Annotated in this window: 15 protein-coding genes, 1 other RNA gene and 2 pseudogenes; 3 read left to right on the forward strand and 15 right to left on the reverse strand. The window is 40.2% G+C overall.

What is annotated here, in order from left to right; genetic code table 11:
* Positions 1–58: 58 nt before the first annotated feature.
* The 7 genes from FTU29_RS07615 to FTU29_RS07645 all read right to left on the reverse strand — a co-directional run bounded on the left by FTU29_RS07615 (position 59) and on the right by FTU29_RS07645 (position 5,821).
* Positions 59–289 (reverse strand): AlpA family transcriptional regulator, encoded by a 231-nt coding sequence (locus FTU29_RS07615; protein ID WP_180009639.1) that lies wholly within the window; start codon positions 287–289, stop codon positions 59–61.
* A gap of 92 nt (positions 290–381) precedes the next feature.
* Positions 382–1,275, reverse strand: coding sequence for a hydrolase or metal-binding protein (locus tag FTU29_RS07620; RefSeq protein WP_180115490.1), 894 nt, complete (start codon positions 1,273–1,275; stop codon positions 382–384).
* Between the two features lie 113 nt (positions 1,276–1,388).
* Positions 1,389–2,432, reverse strand: a complete 1,044-nt coding sequence (locus tag FTU29_RS07625) for a YqaJ viral recombinase family protein (RefSeq protein WP_180115491.1) — start codon at positions 2,430–2,432, stop codon at positions 1,389–1,391.
* A 149-nt stretch (positions 2,433–2,581) separates the two neighbouring features.
* Positions 2,582–3,628 carry a DUF932 domain-containing protein gene (locus FTU29_RS07630; RefSeq protein WP_180115492.1) on the reverse strand — a complete coding sequence of 349 codons (1,047 nt, stop codon included), beginning with the start codon at positions 3,626–3,628 and terminating at the stop codon, positions 2,582–2,584.
* 79 nt (positions 3,629–3,707) lie between these two features.
* Entirely contained in the window at positions 3,708–4,055 is a 348-nt protein-coding gene (locus tag FTU29_RS07635; RefSeq protein ID WP_180115493.1) for a hypothetical protein, read from the reverse strand.
* 97 nt (positions 4,056–4,152) lie between these two features.
* Positions 4,153–4,521 (reverse strand): hypothetical protein, encoded by a 369-nt coding sequence (locus tag FTU29_RS07640; protein WP_180115494.1) that lies wholly within the window; start codon positions 4,519–4,521, stop codon positions 4,153–4,155.
* 148 nt (positions 4,522–4,669) lie between these two features.
* Complete coding sequence (locus FTU29_RS07645) at positions 4,670–5,821, reverse strand: hypothetical protein (protein WP_180115495.1); 1,152 nt, start codon at positions 5,819–5,821, stop codon at positions 4,670–4,672.
* A gap of 738 nt (positions 5,822–6,559) precedes the next feature.
* Here FTU29_RS07645 and FTU29_RS17440 point away from each other — a divergent pair.
* Positions 6,560–6,774, forward strand: a pseudogene (locus FTU29_RS17440) (hypothetical protein).
* Between the two features lie 14 nt (positions 6,775–6,788).
* Here the strand turns inward: FTU29_RS17440 and FTU29_RS17655 are convergent.
* The 4 genes and pseudogenes from FTU29_RS17655 to FTU29_RS07665 all read right to left on the reverse strand — a co-directional run.
* A pseudogene (locus FTU29_RS17655) lies at positions 6,789–6,893 on the reverse strand (AlpA family transcriptional regulator); the annotation flags it as partial.
* A 153-nt stretch (positions 6,894–7,046) separates the two neighbouring features.
* The gene (locus FTU29_RS07655; protein WP_180115496.1) at positions 7,047–8,006 is read right to left on the reverse strand and encodes a hypothetical protein; all 960 of its coding nucleotides are present in this window, start codon (positions 8,004–8,006) and stop codon (positions 7,047–7,049) included.
* Positions 8,007–8,090: 84 nt separating this feature from the next.
* Positions 8,091–9,056, reverse strand: a complete 966-nt coding sequence (locus tag FTU29_RS07660; RefSeq protein ID WP_257223734.1) for an inovirus Gp2 family protein — start codon at positions 9,054–9,056, stop codon at positions 8,091–8,093.
* Between the two features lie 239 nt (positions 9,057–9,295).
* Entirely contained in the window at positions 9,296–10,942 is a 1,647-nt protein-coding gene (locus FTU29_RS07665) for a hypothetical protein (protein WP_180115497.1), read from the reverse strand.
* Positions 10,943–11,152: 210 nt separating this feature from the next.
* Here FTU29_RS07665 and FTU29_RS07670 point away from each other — a divergent pair, with 210 nt between their 5' ends.
* Positions 11,153–11,857: a hypothetical protein gene (locus FTU29_RS07670; RefSeq protein WP_180115498.1), complete on the forward strand. Its 705-nt coding sequence runs from the start codon at positions 11,153–11,155 to the stop codon at positions 11,855–11,857.
* Between the two features lie 165 nt (positions 11,858–12,022).
* Here the strand turns inward: FTU29_RS07670 and FTU29_RS07675 are convergent, their stop codons facing one another.
* Positions 12,023–13,159 carry a tyrosine-type recombinase/integrase gene (locus FTU29_RS07675; RefSeq protein WP_180115499.1) on the reverse strand — a complete coding sequence of 379 codons (1,137 nt, stop codon included), beginning with the start codon at positions 13,157–13,159 and terminating at the stop codon, positions 12,023–12,025.
* 184 nt (positions 13,160–13,343) lie between these two features.
* Positions 13,344–13,703: a transfer-messenger RNA gene (ssrA, locus tag FTU29_RS07680) on the reverse strand.
* 128 nt (positions 13,704–13,831) lie between these two features.
* Between ssrA and glpK the strand changes: the two genes are divergently transcribed.
* Positions 13,832–15,316, forward strand: a complete 1,485-nt coding sequence (gene glpK, locus FTU29_RS07685) for a glycerol kinase GlpK (protein ID WP_180121203.1) — start codon at positions 13,832–13,834, stop codon at positions 15,314–15,316.
* Between the two features lie 72 nt (positions 15,317–15,388).
* On the opposite strand, the gene FTU29_RS07690 is transcribed toward glpK, so the two are convergent.
* Complete coding sequence (locus FTU29_RS07690; RefSeq protein WP_180121205.1) at positions 15,389–16,915, reverse strand: DHA2 family efflux MFS transporter permease subunit; 1,527 nt, start codon at positions 16,913–16,915, stop codon at positions 15,389–15,391.
* A gap of 6 nt (positions 16,916–16,921) precedes the next feature.
* Positions 16,922–18,073 carry an efflux RND transporter periplasmic adaptor subunit gene (locus FTU29_RS07695; RefSeq protein ID WP_180121207.1) on the reverse strand — a complete coding sequence of 384 codons (1,152 nt, stop codon included), beginning with the start codon at positions 18,071–18,073 and terminating at the stop codon, positions 16,922–16,924.
* Positions 18,074–18,075: the final 2 nt, after the last annotated feature.

Below are 18,075 nucleotides of genomic sequence, written 5' to 3' on the forward strand. Positions count from 1 at the left end.
AGGCTAAAACTAATCTTAGTCTACAAAAAAATAAAAAAATAAGGGAGCAAAGCATCCCTTATTCTCGACTCGCCAACTTATTTTCAATCCACTTATGGATCTCATAAGCTGACCAGCCAATACGGTTTTGGGTAATTTTAACTTTCTTTGGAAATGTCGGATCATAATACGGTGAGTTTTCATCCATCATTTCATAGATTGTAGAACGTGCAACACCCACAATTTCTACAACTTGCTTAATACTGATGAGTTGATTCATTTGAAAAGTTTGACCAACAAACGCATTCATGAGTTTACTCCTAATCATTCATGCGAGCGGTTATTCGCTCAAATGATACGCAGCTCCATAAAAATTTAATCTCCTTAAAACTCAACAATCATTCAATTCAAAGTTTGAACAGAGCGCTGTAACTCATTCTGTAAATTCAAGCTTGTGATTTTCTTTTGTTGAGCATCTTCGCTGCCTTCATCAGATGGATAAAACTCTTCAATAACGTCTAACCCATCACCTGAATCCATTTCAAAAACTGCATTTGCATAACCCTGCCTCGCCTTATGATCTAAAGCTTCCTGATTAAAACCACTAGATTTACTCTGTTGATCAATTTCTTTAGCAGTCTGTATTGCTGACTTTAAATCAACTCCCTCACGTAAAGTTAAATCCACGTAATACACAGGCTGGCGGTAACTTTGGGTTGTAGATTTACCCCGAAGGGTGAGTTGCAGCGGTAAACATGAAAGTAATCCATTCGATGCTGCATGGTAGTAGCTCAGACGTGCAGCCAAGGTCCTTATACTGTTAAAACCAGTGGTTCTAAATATAAAAGTACCAAGCTCATCCGACTCATCTAAATTGACATGTAGTCGACCGTAAGGCTTGCAGTGTCCACCTTGAGCCATTGAACATAAATCAGGGGATGGACAAAGATGCTGCTCTACACCTTGACTAGTCAAGCGCTGGCAGGTTTCACCATTACCCACACAAACGGGTCGTCCTGTTTGACGATCAAATAAGCTGTACTCTGCACGCAGATTCAGCTCAGGATCATTGAAGATCATCCGTACAGGTATTGAGCGGAGTTTTTGATTGGATGCTTTAGCCCGCAGCTGTTCATCTAACGGATGTTTGATCCAACCACTATCTTTACTTTGGATTTGACTGGTAATGGTGAATTGGTCATCCTTTTCAGGCAGACGCTTGCCATTCTTTTCCACCATTCGGCCAATGCTGATTCGCCCTAAAATAGGCGGTGTGATTGCTAAGCCTTTAATCATGATATTCCTCTTTTTAACAATGAAATCGGCATAAAAAATCCCATGCTGTTTGGCATGGGATCGTTATGTCCTTAAATTGATTTGCTTGCGAATAGCAAAAGATTGATTTCATCTCATTCACCATCTGGATAAATATTGAAGCGTCTTGAACCAGATTTACTTTGCGGAAATTGGCTCAGATATTCAGGGTACTGTTTTAGTAGTGCTTTGCTGTCCAGGCTAATCGAGTCTTTGGCCTTTTTCCATGTCACCGAACCAGCTTTAAAGGTTGCGCGCTCAGCCTCCTGCATCTTGGCCTGCAGCTGGTGCTTCAGCAGATCGAATTGCTCTTGGTGCTTTTCAATTTGATTGCGTGCTTGAATCAGCTGCTCAAACTGTTGGTTGGCTTGATCATCTAACGAGAGATCGGTCGTACTTAGCGGTACATGCTCTGGATACAGTAATTGCAAAGCTTTAGCGGCCGATTCACTAGCATCTGCATCAGGCGGTGTATCCTTTTCCACGCACTCCCAGAAGTAACGCTCTGCATTCACGATATGCTGAATCACCGATTCTGAACGGATCACTTTAAATATACGGGTTTCATGTCCGCAAATCAGCACACAGATATGTGCTGCCTTCTTCCCCGTCACAGCCAGTTGATGCTGTACCTGACACAGTACATATAGAGGCACACCATCCCGCCAAAGCTTAGCGCCATATTCCCCTGCTGTTTTACATTCCAAAATCTGCACATCTGCGTCACCCACTACAGAGTAATCCAAGTTTGCTAACATGAAATGCTTGTCTGGATCAGGATGCTGCAGCACAGCATTCACCCGACGGACTTTATAGTTGGTATGCATGCTGTAGTATTCAGCCACTAAGGGTTCCAAACGCTTGCCCCAATATAGCGGAGCATGGCCTTCGCTTTCATCTTCAATCGATTGCTTGATCCGTCCAGTCTTGATCATCCAGAGTTCCAGCATCGACATATAAGGGTTGAGCCCACAGGCTGCTGCACAGTCACTGCTGCCGATGCCTTGCCTTCGCACTTCCAGCCATTCGGCCTGAGTCATATTTTTAGTCGCCATAAAACGTTTTGCGGTAAAATTTTTAGGAGCACGGAATACTTTAGGCTGTGCAGATGCTGCAGGTAGATTTGATAAATGATTCATTGTTAATTCCTCTAATTTAAATTTTGGGCATAAAAAAGCCGTGCCTAAAGACACGGCTTTAAGAGCTTGGTATTTGATTCATAAGTGAAGAAAATATTTGGCCTTGTTCTGTAATACTTAGGCTAATTTATAAAAAAGAACTATTGGGCTTAAGCAAGCATACGCAGCGCTTGTTCGAGTCCACGTTGCTTCAACCCAGCACCTGCGCCAAACCATGCTGAATCGAGTCGGTGATCTTGACTCATAGCCCGGCGTTCATGATCGGCAAACTCGGTGATACTGCAAAGTAAGCCATAAGCGGTATCTTTAGCTGAACTCAGTTCTGCCCCACGTCCATGCCCATTAAACATAGTCATGACTTTAGACATGGCACGGCCATTCGGCTCGGTCTTGTTTTCAGCTTTAGGGGCTGAATTAGCTTGGGTAGCGACATTTCTGTAGAACTGAATAATGCCTTCATCCTGTTCCGTTGGACTCAAGCTGCTATTGTTAAACACGGCATCAAAATAAGCTACTGCTTCGCTTTGAGTGACTTTACGCTGACTGAGCTGTTTCATTTCATACATATGTTCATCCCATGCCCGGACAGAAATTCCCAACTGCTGTTTAATCTTTTGGGCATCAAAGCGAGTGCTGTGCGGGACTTTGACCACACCTGCACTGCTGTTCTGTCCTTTGAGAGCAATCGCTAAGGTGTTATTGCACACCACACGGATTGAAGTGAACTGTGCAGTTGTCGCTAATGTTCCATCACAGCCCGTAGCCAATAAGATATAGCCATTACTGACATCTTTACTTTTGAGTGCTGCTGTCTGTCCGGTTTTAGCCAAAGCCCAGAATTTTTTTCCGCCTTTGAGTACCCCAGCTGTTTCTAGCTCAAAACCTGATTGTTCAGTTAAATCACGGTAGAACTCTAATATCTCAGCAGGCTGGACTTCCTGATAGCGCTGACTGACCACAGATAGAGGTGCATGGGTGTCCGAGCGGTAAAGTACACGCTGTTCCTCGAAAGGCATGATGATGCTTTGCCCGCGTTCGTTTTGCGCCATGTAGCTGACATTGGATGATTCAATACGCCAATCCATGCCTGCCTGTTTCGCCCAGACTTCAATCGGCTGATTTTGCGACAGTTGATTGCCAAGACCGTGCCAAGGGGTTTCTCCGACATAAGCCATTTTTTCAATTAAATGTGCCATATACTTATTTCCTTTTAATTTTTGCTGACTATTCAAATTAGGGGGATTAAAAACAACTACCGTCTAAATTCCATCAAATCTAGTTAAAGTAGTGTCCGCACTCCAAACAATGGTGATGTACTTGCGGCTGAGATTCATCTTTCATCAGGGTTTCGGAATGCTGCTCGTGGATGTGTTTCAAGATGCAGGCTGCACAGCCAACTGCCCCACCGATTAAAGCCCCAAATACATAAATCATCGTACGCTGCCCCTTAATCAGTCGAGCGCTAGATGCACCCATCGCGGCATAATTCACAACGTTCTGAATCAGATTTTGAATAGGCGGCTTTAAAGATCTTGGCTGCTGAAATTCAATGGATGTAGAAAGTTGAGGGCCGACCCTTTCAATTTGGTCACCGCCACATGCAGGACAAATAATTAAATTCATCTTTATTTCCTTAAAGTTTAGACATAAAAAAAGCCGAGTCCTTCATGGACTCGGCTTTTTGATTCGTTGATTTTGCTGTCTTAACCAATGAGATCGGCTAGTTAAAGCTATAACTTACAGTTCCTTCAGTGGTTTCAATATCTACCTGTACCACATTGGCAAAACTGCATTTAGTGATTCTTAATCTAGCAAGTTGCCCCATCTGAAAATGCAATGGAAAGTTAAATCTTCGATCATGACCGATAAAGCTGCACTGTCCGTTATTGACTATGACATTCGTCACCTCTATCGGTTCAGCTGTATTAGAACGAATGGAAATCACTGGAGTACTCCACGAGTACAAACCCGCTTCATTTAACTCTACTGAAAACGTATCAGGATCAAGACTTGAACTGCAGCCTTGTAAAGTCAGTACAGATATAAATGCCAATACAGCAAAGCTCAGATTTTTAAATAAGTTATTCATTATAAATTTTTCCTAAATCGTGTATTCAAATGTAGATATATACTTTCCCAGTCAATTGGCATTGAGAAGAGAAAGCCATTACATCTGGGTAATATGTATTTGAAATTTCTTTATTTTTAAAAAGCACTAAAATACAAATTTTTCATTTTCACCCATGACCCAAATACTGAAGCTCATCAGGTTCTTTAGGAATTTCTGGCTTAACGTATTTTTGTAATAATGATTCTGGAGATAAATAGTTTTCTAGGCCAAACTTAAATTTCCATATCGGTGATGTCAGCACGTCTTTAAAAGGTATTGTGTCAATTTCCTCAACAGCATCATTGTTTTTCCAGAATACATTGACCGCACTTTTTTGCTTAAATGTATTCGGCTTAATGATTGGGGAGAGATACAATCTAGAGGTATAGTTCTGCTGATCAGGATTGCCATAACGTACTAAATAAAAAAATATCCCATCCAAATTCAAGGTGTTATTTTTGGGTGTAAATACATAGCCGATGTTAAGTTGTCCAAAGTTTTCTGCGAGAGTCTTTGCTAAATCAGGCGGAACCTTGATGATTAGTTCTGATTTAACCACAGAGGAAACATATCGGCTTTTCTGTTTAAAGTTAATTGTCATTAACTCTTTATCAGCATTATATTGGTAAGCGCTTTCGCTTCCGATTGAAGTAATATCAGGAGCAATATAATTCAACACTCTTTCCAATAATTCAACATCATAGTCGATTACATTATTTAGGGAATTTTGCTGAGCTTGCTTAACTCGTTCCTCATAATGCTGTGTTTTTTCAAATTCCTGTTTGGGTTTAACCTTTGGTACTTGTAAGGCACGTATATAGTTTATGGCGAGATTGTTAGCATATTTGAAATATTCATCATTACTCAAATCGACTAACATATTGTTGTCTAAGTTATGCCCCGGCATTCCAATAACAAGAAGCTGACTCTTATCTAAATGTAATTGTTTCTTGATAAATTCATGATTGTCGGGGAAGAATAAATCATTCTCAAGCTTGCTCGGTTCTTTGTAATGGAGCACATTCATTTTTTCAGGGTAAAAGTAAATCAAATTACTTCGCAGTACATCACTGTCTATTTTCTCCCAACTTTGATCAGGACTGATTTCCGCTTTCGGTACAATCACGACTGATGTTTCAGTAACACTCTGCAAAGCTTCTTTGCTTTCTGTTGTTTGCTCTTCTACAGCAGGATCACTTTCAGGCTGATCTTTACTAGAGCAGGCGCCCAGTCCCATCAATAAAATACATAAAGACAGATACTTTAATTTTGTTGTCATCGTGCATCATTCTCTTTCTTTGTCCATAAGTGCCTCTCAGCAATCGCAAAGCTGGACTTATAGCGGTTTGATGTTCTTCTTGGAGTTCTGCCTTTTATTCTGATGTAACTGTTGCGTAGAATGAGTTGATCTACAAATCAGCGATAAAATAATTCAGATGTGCAGGCCAATAAAGGAACAAGCGCCTTTACTGAGCGTCCCCCAATTGCTAAATTTTTAAAATGCGGTTCTATCCTGCGAAGACAACGCCACAGAGAGTACTGGGGTAAAAAAGAGAATGAGAATTTAATAATGTAGTACGCATGGCGGACTCCTTTGGGTATAAAGAAGTTTCACCACATTACTGTCAAATAATGGTGGCGAAACGAAAGAGGGTTGACAGACTGATACCCAAAAAGATCAGCACATCCGAAGATGTCCCCCTCCCGTTCCGCCGCAGAGGGGGCACGTAGGGATGCCCACAAAAAAGAGAGACTTTTTCGTGTGCTTTGGGTAAACGGTCTGTCAAAACCGACTGACCATATGGGCCAGCAGGTCAAGGATAATTGGCAGGATTTAAAGTGTCAACGTTGTATTTTTACTAGAATAATCAATTGAGTGTTTTCGCTATACTTCTGATTCAGAATGACTATTGAATAATCAATATCATCTAAACTTCAACTGAGACTTCAATCTCAACATGAATTAGACAACATACTCAATTATAATGGTGTTTAGCGTTATTAAAGGAATCTGTATATGCAGCGTTTGAAGTGTATTGGAGGTCCACTGTATGGGCTCGAATATTCACACTCGCAGGATTCATTGATAAGCAAACAGGCAAAGAAACCCTTTACTGTAAGCTAATCTTAGACTTTACCCCACCTCAAGCATTCTTCATTGCAGAAGCAATGTCTCCTGATTTTGCTTATGCGCTGGCATTACAACTGATGGGGCAAAAATCTCATTCATAGCTTTGTGTTTTATCTCAATTTGTGATCATGCTACGTTCACTGATCTTGTGACTAATCCATGCATTGACCTCATGCGCAATCCACCCCACTCGATTACTGGTTAAATTAATCTGTTGAGGAAAGCTGGCATTCCATTACTTTAAATTAGGAATTATGGGAATAAATAGTGGTACATAAGCCTAAGTTCAATACTGTACGTATCGAAAGTCCCATCTATCCACTAGATTAAATACAGGGATCTATCTATTTTCATTGACTTGGATGAGCTCCAATCACCGTTTCCTTCCATTGAAGATTTTAAAACCACGTGTTGTGATACATATCTTATTCATCTGCTCATTTACGCTCGTCAGCGTATCAGGTAAGTCACTAAGATCATCCAATGGATTTTTAGGCTCAGGAAAGTTCAAAAGCCCATCTGGGTTATATCCAAAGGGATTACCCTGTGGTTTCTGTACTTCTTCATCTGGAATGTCAAATAAAATACCCATACCGTACGTAACATCTTGCCACAGTCTTAGAAGATCAATTGAATAGTCAACATCATCGGAATAAAAAGCTTTTTGAAAGGTAAGGAAGAATCTGATCACGTAACAATTTCGTGTAGTGTCGCGTATCAAGTGATAATAGCTAAATATCACTTGTGAGCGAAACCATGGCCGGGACGTTAACTTCTTTTCAAATTCTCGAAATGATTGAATCACCTGATCGACTGATAGCAACAGTTCAGTACCTGCTAGATAACTCAGATAGAATCTTAATTCAGGCGCATCTACACTCAATTTACTGACATCACAATAAAGGTCACGTAATTGATTAACTCTCTTCTCGTACTGCTCATTAGTTTGATTTAAAGCCTCATGGAAACCAGTTGTTACAAATAACAGTTTCAATTTACTTAAAATATGCTCAGTCAGCCATTTCTCTGTATGTTTGTCCGTTGGAATAAAATAGTACTGACGGAGGTCGATTTTCTGCAGAACAGTAAAATATGCATTTCTGAAATGTGTCACCCAAAAACTGCAATCTGACTCCCGATGATGAAACATCAGCTCATTCCACTCTCGAAAGTACTCCAATAAAACTTGAGTCGTTTGTTCAATGATTTTCTGAATATGTTCATCAGGAGTCATCGGTGGGATTGGTGAACCGAAACGCACTTTGGTAAAGAAACTTTGTATATCCTGTTCTAAATTTGGCGCGGTCTGGTGTTCAATGTGTGTAATGTCCATTAGATCAGTCCTATGTATTGATATCATTCATAGAACTGTCCACTCCATATTTTTTTACAGTTAAATGACGATTGGCTCATCCAATCAATCTTCATCATCTCGTGCAGAACAAACTCCTGCCAATGTTGGATCATTAATCTTGTACTTACGTCCATGCACGCGGTAAATACCTTTAAAGAAAGTTCTTTTGTTCGTTGGCTTAATCAACATCCGCTGCATGAACTTTTCAGGCTGAGTGAGATAACGGGCAACATTCAAAGCATTCTGCTCTTCTAAAGACTGATAGCGATGAATCATGCCTATCCCTAATAAGCCTCGATCAGCGTATTGTTTTTTCTTTTCAGGGGTATTGTTATTGAGTCCGTAACCTAAGCCTTGAGTGATCTTTTGCCACGTTTGAATCACTTCATCAGCCAAGTACCAATCCTGACAACGCTCAGAACCGTTGTAGATCAGCATTAAATGTGCATGGTAGCCTTTTGTAACACCCTGCTCTAATGCCAGCCCATAACCCAAAAGATGCTTAAAACAGCCATTCTTATCTTTCAATAAATTACGCACTGACTCAATATGGTTATAGAAATCCTGCACCATAATATTTGACATAGATACTTTTAAATATCCCAAATCAACACGCACAATCAAGACTTTATAATGATCTTTAATAATCCTCTGCACATAAGCTAGAAAACTCTTTTGGTTATCAGTTTCCTGCCCTTCGAACATTCGAATTTCATCTAGGTATAGTGACCTATGACGTCTCAACTGATTTCGAAGATTAGATACTTCTCTATATCGTAACTGTGTCAGATATTCGTCAATCCCTAAATCACCTCGACCAGCGTCAACTAAGCGCACCATTTCTTTAAACGCGCCAATCAAAGTACAGCATTCAATATCCTCCTGGTCAAAAACCTTAAATGCAGGAATCAATTTGCAAAGGTGATAAATGAACGATGTATCACATAGCTCAATATTCAATAAGTAATCAACAAAGTTAGTCACTGCATTCATTACAGCAGCTTGATGAGAGAGATCGTATTGCAACATCTGAAGATTCCTTAGTTATGTTTGATGCATAACTAAGGAGTTACAGTTATTTATTATGTATATGTGATCTACACTGTCGATATCTATGATCTGTATAAGTAAATAAATTTATAATTAGTTTATTAATTAATAATATTATTTACCGACTTGGTCTACAAACCAACTGGAACAAAACTAATCTGTATATAAGGTAGTGTACTTTTCGCTCTCACAAAATTCTTGCAATTTTACTCAAATATCTATTTACGAGAGTTAAGGCAGAAATTAGCTTTTATTTTTTTAGGATTGAACAGTCCATACAGCTTCTGATCCGCTAAGCTTAGGTCCAACTCTTTGCTTTTAAGTGCATACTCAACAGGATCAACTGAAATTCGCTCTAACTCAAGTATATGAAAAGCATCTTGTTCAGTATTTTGCTTTAACTCTTCAGCACCATATCGACAAAAATAAACTCGGTCACAAAGGCTTGCTTTTTGTAATGGTAATCCCACAAGATCAAAATATACTTTTGAACTTACTAACTTGCACACATCTTTGATGATAAGCATCATTTCGCTACGTAATAGGGTTTGGCTTATGGCATATAAGATTTTTGCTCTTGATTCTTCAACTAGCTGCTTCAGTGGAATTTGTATAACCTGAGTGTTTTCTTCACAGGAAGTTAGCTGAGATTTAACTTCAGGTAATGTAATTTTAGTTAAATTCCTATCAAACCAATCTAGTAATGATCTTGGCATTGGTGAATTCCCCCACACTTGTGCTTGATCTAAATTTGAAATTTTTATCTGAAGTAAATAGTTAAGTAAGAAATCAATTCTAGTAACATTCGATTGATCAGTGTTCAATGATGATTTCCCCATGCGGAAGCTGGGTAAAATAAGTTGTATATACTGACCAAAATTCTTTTCGAATTTACTCACAAAATTAAACTCTTCTCGAATCTCATAGCTCAGTTTGCTTTGAATAATTTGATAATTAGTTTCATCGGATACTTTGGCAAGCTCTTTCACAACACTATCGCAAGGGTGTGATGCTTTGTTTGCTTGATCAAATGCAGCCAGATACTGTATAAAATTAAAAGCTTGCTCTACGACAGATGTATATTCATTGGGTAATTTCAAAAAGTAATAATGTCCAAATATCCTCTTTTTACTCCAAATGGAGGCTGAGAGATTTAAGCAATACACCGGAGCAACAGAATTAAGTAAATTATTATTCAATGTTCCATCTAGTTTGGAGCGAAGAATCCCCATGTCAAATAAATCAGCAATTGCTCTTTGCAATGCATTACGGCTCATTCCAGTCCATTTAGATAATTCATAAGTTCCGACATCAAAAATGATCCCATTAGAATCACTAGACAGCACCATGTTCACTAAAACAAGCCACTGCTTATAATTGAGTTCCAACAACTCATTAGCATTTTTTTGCTTATGGCTAATTTTGACATCAAACATTAAACCAAATAAAACTTCCAAAAAATCATGTCGTGGATGACTAGCTACAAGCTCAGAAGCAGTTTTTTTTAACCTCATTTTTTTTATACTTTGTTTACCCAATTTTTTCTCTTTTAACTCTAATGCAGATTGATCACTATCTTTTGCTTTATCTAAAGCAACAATCAACTGGTCAGATGGTTTTCCCCCCCATTGATAACCTACTTGTCTCGGTAGAAGTACTTTATTCAGTTTTATAACTTTTTCTTCTGCCCGTTCGCATAACCCTTTTTCAACCAATACATCCAATGTTTTTTTTAATGTTAACCAATTCACTTTCACGTCTTCAGCCAAAGCCTTCAGATCCGATATTAAAATTTTACGACCTCCATAACAGACCAATAATCTTAGATAAATTATCCGATCTATTGGAGATAAAGTAGTTTCCATCTGCCTTAGCATAAGTATTGAAATTGATCTTAGTTCCCCCTGTCTATTTAGCTTATTCTTGGATTTTTTCATAAAAACAACTATTAAAAATTAAATAACAATTAGTTTAATTTAATATATAATGTTTATTAACATAATTAATTAAATATCGTTTTAATCATTTACTTAATGATTAAAAATCGATTTATCGGATATAAAAATGGAGCCAATATGGGCCGTCCTCAAATTTATTTAAAAGATTGGTGTTTAGAAGATAGTCTACTTAAAGCAGAATTCTTGAAAAACGAATCGGAAAATCCGATAGGTCTAGTTATCAAAGATCCCCAGCAAGGCTACATTCCAAATTTCAATAACTACCCTCAATTTAAGACAGGAATTTTTAATCTTGGGATGCTGAGGAATGGCACACAAGTTCGAATCACGCAAAGCTGCTATGAAAAATTAAAAGCTAAATTCCGCACTTTTAAGAAAAAAGACAAAGACAAAGACAAAGTTAAGAAGCAATATTATCTAGACCGTAAAACTGCGAATTTTTTATCTAAATTTAAAGAAAAAAACCACTTTGATCGTGAAGAGATTGTCATTGAATATCTAGTCAGCAATAAACAGAACCAAGAACTACAAAATGAACACTTTAAAAAAATAGACCAATCAACTATTCGTGTTCAAAACTTAAAAAATGAATTGGAAAATAATAAAAACTTATGTGCACAAGCCCTAAAAGATACACAAAATTTACGTATTCGCATTGATGCATTAGACGACCTCTTAGCCAGAGCATATATTTTAAATGACTTCTTTAAAGAGACTTTACAAAAGAACGGAGTTAATTTTAACCGACCTATAATTGATGATGAGACTGTTGAAAAGTATAAATTTGAAATAAGAAATAATTTAAGAACCTACTTAGATTGAAAAGTAGTAGAAACTAGCGCTTTTATATATTCTTGTTAGTTACATTCTTATTTTAATGGGCACTAAATTACACTTAGCTGTATTAGCTCAAACCTAATCTGACAGTTACCCGTTTTTTATTGTGTCTGTCAGGTTAAATTTGATCTAGATTTTTCTCCTTGTGATTTATTTTAACCAAGCACTCACTTTTGTCCCATACCACTCCATAATCTTTACACGCTCATCCCAATACTGTGCTCGGTTATATGCAGAACGAATACGGTTCTGTGGCACATGCGCAAGCTGACGCTCAATTGCATCTGAATTAAACAAATTTGACTCATTCAGTACTGTACTAAATAGCGATCTAAAACCATGGGTTGTCATTCGACCTGTATAACCAGAACGCTTAATTACAGCTAAAATTGTTTCACTACGCATAGGTTCTTTATTGTTTAAACGATGTGGGAATAATAGATCTTGGTTGTGAGTCAAACGTAGTGCCTGAAGCTCATCAATCATCATATCTGTTAAGGGTACACGATGGGGTAAACCATTCTTCATACGCTCAGCAGGGATATCCCACTTACGTTCTTCAAGATCAAATTCTTCCCAACGTGCTTGCAACAACTCACTTACTCGAACGCCAGTCAACATAACCAGAATGATTGCATGGTGAGTCTGAGCATCTGCTGGATAGGCTTTAATCCTTCTAAGAAATTCAGGCATTTCACTTTCAGGTAATGACGCTAAATTCTTCACTTTTTTATTCTTAAGCGCATAAACCAAATCACTGGCTGGATTGTCATATCGGTAGCCGTGGGCTATGGCATATTTCATCACCATACCGCATCGAGATAGCGTGCGTTTAGCTACTTCAGTAGAACCTCTAGCTTCAATTTTTTTAATAACCTGCAAGATCTCAGGTGCCTGAATCTGATTGATTCGTTTATTTGCAAGTGTACCGTAAAGCTCGTCCAAAGAAGCTCGTACATTACTAATATGTTTAGATGACCAAGTCTCTCTTTGGTTATCAAACCAATCTTCTGCCACCTCTTTAAAAAATGGCTTGATGTCTTCGTATAAGACTGACTTGGAATGCTTGTATTTCAGCTCAAGGGCAAGCTCTCTTGCTTTCTTTAAGCTCATATCAGGATATGGACCCAGTGACTCTGACTTGCGCTTACCATGAACGGTATAGCGCACATTCCAATATTTTTGCCCTGCTGGTGTAACCAATAGAGATAAGCCATTTTCATCAGAAAGACGATAACGCTTATCTTGGGTCTGTGCTTTTCTGCATTCCGTATCTGTGAGTTTCATCTGTATATACCCTTTATCAAGACTAAAAATAATTGGGTAAATTTTCCCAATAATTACCCACAAAAGGCAAAAATTGGGTCACACAGCTTAGGATAGGATCGGACAATATAACCAATAAAAAAGCCCTTAAACATTGAATTTAAGGGCTTTTTCACATTCAGTCGAACATCTCTGAATTGAATTTTGGTGGAGATGGCGGGAGTTGAACCCGCGTCCGCCAGCACTACGCTCGAGAATACTACATGCTTAGATATCGTCTATTGATTTAGCTCTTTGTGACCCGACGAACAGGGTACAAATCGCGATCCTTTAAGATTTAGTATAAGACCCCAAGGCTTGATCTTATACGGACTTGTGTGCGTTCGCTTCAGTCGGGACCCCTAACCACAAGTATTCAGGGATGCGGACAAGCTGCCCTTAGGCAGCTAGAGCGTAAGTTTCGTCGTTTGCGACTAAAATATGCAAATTTGATTTACGAGAGAAAATGCGCTCTCGACATGCATCTATGAGTTTCATCACCAGCGTCGAAGCCAGAAACATCCCCAAAGTAGCGTCATCATAGCATAACTTCAAAAAATTGCGATGCAATTTCGAAACAATTACACATTGATCTGCGCTTAATTACATAATTGCGTTAATATTTTATTTTTCAAGACCGCAAAAGAAAAATATATGAGCTTTTTATTGGCACTCGATCAAGGAACGACTTCAAGTCGTGCGATCATTTTTAACGAACATGGACAAGTTCAAGCTACAGCTCAACGGGAAACCCATATTCAAACCCCGCATTCGGGTTGGGTGGAGCAAGATGCTCAAGAAATTTGGAGTACACAAATTGCCGTCGTGCAACAAGCACTCGCTTCTGCTCGTATCCTCGCAAAAGATATTAAAGCCATTGGACTGACCAATCAGCGTGAAACCACTGTGGTTTGGGATAAACGCACAGGTCAACCGCTTGCTCCTGCAATTGTCTGGCAAGACCGCCGTGCCATAGAATGGTGTGGACGACTGACCCAGCAAAACCTCAATGACCTCATTCACAAAAAGACCGGTTTACGTATTGACCCCTATTTTAGTGCTGGGAAATTGGTCTGGTTATTAGAACACACTCAAGGTCTACGTGAACTCGCTGAGCAAGGTCATGCGGCTTTCGGTACGATTGACAGTTGGTTGGTGTGGAACCTGACACAAGGTGCAGAGCATGTGATTGAAGCCAGCAATGCCTCACGAACCATGCTGATGAACTTACAGCAACAAGCTTGGGATGAAGAACTCTTAGAATTATTCGATATTCCCCTGTCGGTCCTTCCTAAAATCATCAGTTCAGATGAATATATTGCGGATACCGCTACAGGTTTACTTGGCGCAAACATTCCCATTACCGGCATTTTAGGTGATCAGCAATCTGCGTTATTTGGACAGTCATGCTTTGACGCAGGAACAGCAAAAAATACCTATGGTACCGGCTGTTTCATGCTCTTTAACACCGGCACTGAAGTTCAATATAGCCACAATAAATTACTCTCAACCCTTGCATGGCAAGCTCAAAGTCAAGCCCATTATGCACTAGAAGGCAGTGTGTTTATGGCTGGCGCAATCGTGCAATGGCTAAGAGACGGTTTAGGGATTATTCAAAAAAGTAGTGATGTTGAGAAACTCGCGTGCCAAGTGGAGCATACCGATGGCGTGGTTTTGGTTCCTGCCTTTACTGGGCTAGGCGCTCCGCATTGGGATAGTGATGCCCGTGCCCTCCTCTGTGGAATGTCACGTGGTACAAATAAATCCCACATAGCTCGTGCCGCCTTAGAGGCCATTGCCTTTCAAGTATCGGATGTATTGACCGCCATGCAGTCAGACCTGTCTAGTCCACTTAAAGAACTCAGGGTCGATGGCGGTGCCTGTAGCAATGATATGCTGATGCAATTTCAGGCCGATATTTTAAATGTGCCTGTACTGCGTCCTAAACTTCTAGAATCAACAGCATGGGGCGCTGCCGCAATGGCCGGACTCAAAGCGGGTGTGTTTTCAAATCTTGATGAAATTGCCGCATCATGGCAATTAGAACGTACTTTTGAACCAAAAATGAATGCTGATCAATGTGAATTTCATTTGGCCCAGTGGCAATCTGCACTCAAACGGGCGCGCTCGGACCTTTAATTTTTTTCAATCTACACCGTGCGCAATAAAAAAAACCGCTCATTCGAGCGGTTTTTTTATACTTGATAATATTTAATGTGCATGAGCACCACCCACACCTGCTTTAGGTCGTGGACAGAGCCAAATGATGAGTGCAGCGAATATAAAGACACCCGTCAAGACTAAAAACACATGATTGGCTGAAAGCGTTAAGGCTTCTTTATCCACCAAACTGGAGATGTAACCCAATGCGGCTTCTGAACTCATTCCATGATTCACCAAGGTATTTTGTACCTCGGTAACTTGTAAATTACTGACCATTTCACTGCGTGCGACTTTGGTGTGATCATCCCAAATGGTAACAGCAATCGATGCGCCAATAGCCCCTGCCATGGTTCTTAAGAAGTTCATTAAACCCGCTGCTGATGCCATGTCTTGTGGCAGTACAGATGCTAAAGCCATATTGGACAAGGGAATAAAGAAAAATGGTACGGCAAAACCTTGTAATATTTGCGGTAAAGCCAAAGCCATAAAGTCTGCATCCGTGGTCCAAAAGGCGCGCATAAGGGTGACTCCGCCCAAGATACTTAAACCAAAACTCGCCAAAGCACGTTGATCGTATTTGGTTGCAAGCTTTGCAACAATTGGCGACATGGTCAAACTACCGACGCCCATCGTTGCAGTAAGATAACCGGCCCACGTTGCGGTATAGCCCAAGTTAATTTGTAACCACTGCGGAATCAGGACAATACTGCCAAAGAAGGCACCAAAACCAAACGCCAAAGCCAAGACCGAAATGGTAAAACTTCGGTACTTAAACAGCAGTATATTCACCACTGGATGCCGCTCAGTCAGCTCCCAAATCGTAAAAACGATCAACCCGACAAATGCCGTCAGTGCCAGCACCACGATAAATGGATTATTAAACCAATCTCGCTCATGGCCCAAGTCCAACATCAATTGCAAGGCACCGATCCACAACACCAACAGCAGTAAACCACCGCGGTCAATTTTCAATTTCTGTGTAGGTGTTTCAGCCGTTTTCAGTAAGCGCATCGCTGCGATAGCACAACCGATTCCGACAGGAATATTGATAAAGAAAATCCAATGCCAAGATAAATTATCACTGATCGTACCACCCAAAATTGGACCTAAAATGGGGCCAACCACAGTGGTCATTGCCCACATCCCCATGGCTTGGGATTGCTTTTCAGGAGGGAAAATGCGCATTAACAACGTTTGGCTCAGTGGCATAATTGGACCACCAAACAAACCTTGCCCAATTCGGCAAAACACCAACATTGCCAAACTGGTCGATAAACCACACAGTATTGAAAATACCGTAAAGCCAAACAAGCTAATCACAAAAACCCGTACAGAACCAAAGCGCCCAGCGAGCCAACCCGTTAATGGCACGCAAATCGCCTCGGCTACGGCATAGGAAGTAATGACCCATGTCCCTTGGGATGCCGATACTGCAAGGCTACCAGTAATATGCGGCACTGATACATTGGCAATGGTCATGTCGAGCACAACCATAAAGTTCGCCAATGCCAAGACCAAGGCAGCGAGAATCAGACGACCACCTTTCAGGTCAGTCATTTGCATTTGCTGATTCATAGGCAATTACTTCGATTTCAGGTCAATCGTCGCTTCCATAGACAGCCCCACACGTAGTGGGTGTTCTGCCAACTCTTTTGGATCTAAACGAATCCTCACAGGTAAACGCTGAACCACTTTAATCCAGTTTCCTGTGGCATTTTGTGCCGGAATCAAGGCAAATGCTGAGCCAGTGCCACCAGAAAAACCGGTCACTGTGCCATTAAATTTAACTTTGTCACCATACAGATCAGATGTCAGTTCAACTTTTTGACCCGCTTGCACCCCTGCCAATTGGCTTTCTTTAAAGTTGGCATCGACATATAACTGAGAGACTGGCACCACCATCATTAATGACGTTCCCGGTGCAATGCGTTGCCCAACTTGAATATTACGACGTGTCACCACACCATCAAAAGGTGCTTTGATTTGTGTACGTTCTAAGTCCAACTGAGCTTGTTGTAGACGTGCTTGTGCAACTAAAACATCTGGGGTTGAGTTTTCATTGCTGTCTTGAATTAATGCATCATTCGCCGCTTTATTACTTTGTGCCGCTTTTTGACTAGATTTGGCTTGAGCGAGTCCTGCTTGTGCCACATCAAAACTGGCTTTAGCAGTATTCACAGCACTCTGCGCTGTGCTTAATTCTTCTTTAGAAATCGCACCCGAAGCAGCCAATTGTTGACGACGTTGTAATTCATCTTGTGCTTTATTCAGATCGGCTTGTGCCTTGGCGACTTGTGCGCTTGCACTATGAATTGCATCATCACTGACAAAGATTTGTGAGTTTAAAGAGCTGCTATTCGCCGCAGTTTGTTTGTATTGGCGTTTTGCTTTAAGTAATTCAGCCTGAGCTTGAGCTAAGGCAATTTCAGCATCACGAGCATCAATACGAACAAGCACATCGCCTTTTTTCACTTGCTGCGTATCACTCACCAAAACCTCTGCCACTTGCCCCGTGACCATCGAGGTAATCGACGCTGTTTCTGCACCGACATAGGCATTATCGGTACTGACGGAATGATTTAGAAATATTGACCAAATCAAATACATCACCAAAGCAATCACGATCAATACAGCCACTATACCAAGGCCTTTTTTTCTGCGTGCTTTTAATTCCTGATCGGTGGGCTGCTTTGTAGATGGGGTTTCTGGCAGGTTACTAACGGTATCTGTCATAG

Source organism: Acinetobacter sp. YH12086 (assembly GCF_013419345.1).
GTDB classification, from domain to species: Bacteria; Pseudomonadota; Gammaproteobacteria; order Pseudomonadales; family Moraxellaceae; genus Acinetobacter; species Acinetobacter amyesii.

Coding starts and splice junctions, on each gene's coding strand:
- FTU29_RS07660 (WP_257223734.1), bottom strand. CDS start 9,056: ATGTTGCAATACGATCTCTCTCATCAAGCTGCTGTAATGAATGCAGTG.
- FTU29_RS07665 (WP_180115497.1), bottom strand. CDS start 10,942: ATGGAAACTACTTTATCTCCAATAGATCGGATAATTTATCTAAGATTA.
- FTU29_RS07695 (WP_180121207.1), bottom strand. CDS start 18,073: ATGACAGATACCGTTAGTAACCTGCCAGAAACCCCATCTACAAAGCAG.
- FTU29_RS07645 (WP_180115495.1), bottom strand. CDS start 5,821: ATGACAACAAAATTAAAGTATCTGTCTTTATGTATTTTATTGATGGGA.
- FTU29_RS07655 (WP_180115496.1), bottom strand. CDS start 8,006: ATGGACATTACACACATTGAACACCAGACCGCGCCAAATTTAGAACAG.
- FTU29_RS07640 (WP_180115494.1), bottom strand. CDS start 4,521: ATGAATAACTTATTTAAAAATCTGAGCTTTGCTGTATTGGCATTTATA.
- FTU29_RS07615 (WP_180009639.1), bottom strand. CDS start 289: ATGAATGCGTTTGTTGGTCAAACTTTTCAAATGAATCAACTCATCAGT.
- FTU29_RS07625 (WP_180115491.1), bottom strand. CDS start 2,432: ATGAATCATTTATCAAATCTACCTGCAGCATCTGCACAGCCTAAAGTA.
- FTU29_RS07635 (WP_180115493.1), bottom strand. CDS start 4,055: ATGAATTTAATTATTTGTCCTGCATGTGGCGGTGACCAAATTGAAAGG.
- glpK (WP_180121203.1), top strand. CDS start 13,832: ATGAGCTTTTTATTGGCACTCGATCAAGGAACGACTTCAAGTCGTGCG.
- FTU29_RS07670 (WP_180115498.1), top strand. CDS start 11,153: ATGGGCCGTCCTCAAATTTATTTAAAAGATTGGTGTTTAGAAGATAGT.
- FTU29_RS07620 (WP_180115490.1), bottom strand. CDS start 1,275: ATGATTAAAGGCTTAGCAATCACACCGCCTATTTTAGGGCGAATCAGC.
- FTU29_RS07690 (WP_180121205.1), bottom strand. CDS start 16,915: ATGAATCAGCAAATGCAAATGACTGACCTGAAAGGTGGTCGTCTGATT.
- FTU29_RS07630 (WP_180115492.1), bottom strand. CDS start 3,628: ATGGCACATTTAATTGAAAAAATGGCTTATGTCGGAGAAACCCCTTGG.
- FTU29_RS07675 (WP_180115499.1), bottom strand. CDS start 13,159: ATGAAACTCACAGATACGGAATGCAGAAAAGCACAGACCCAAGATAAG.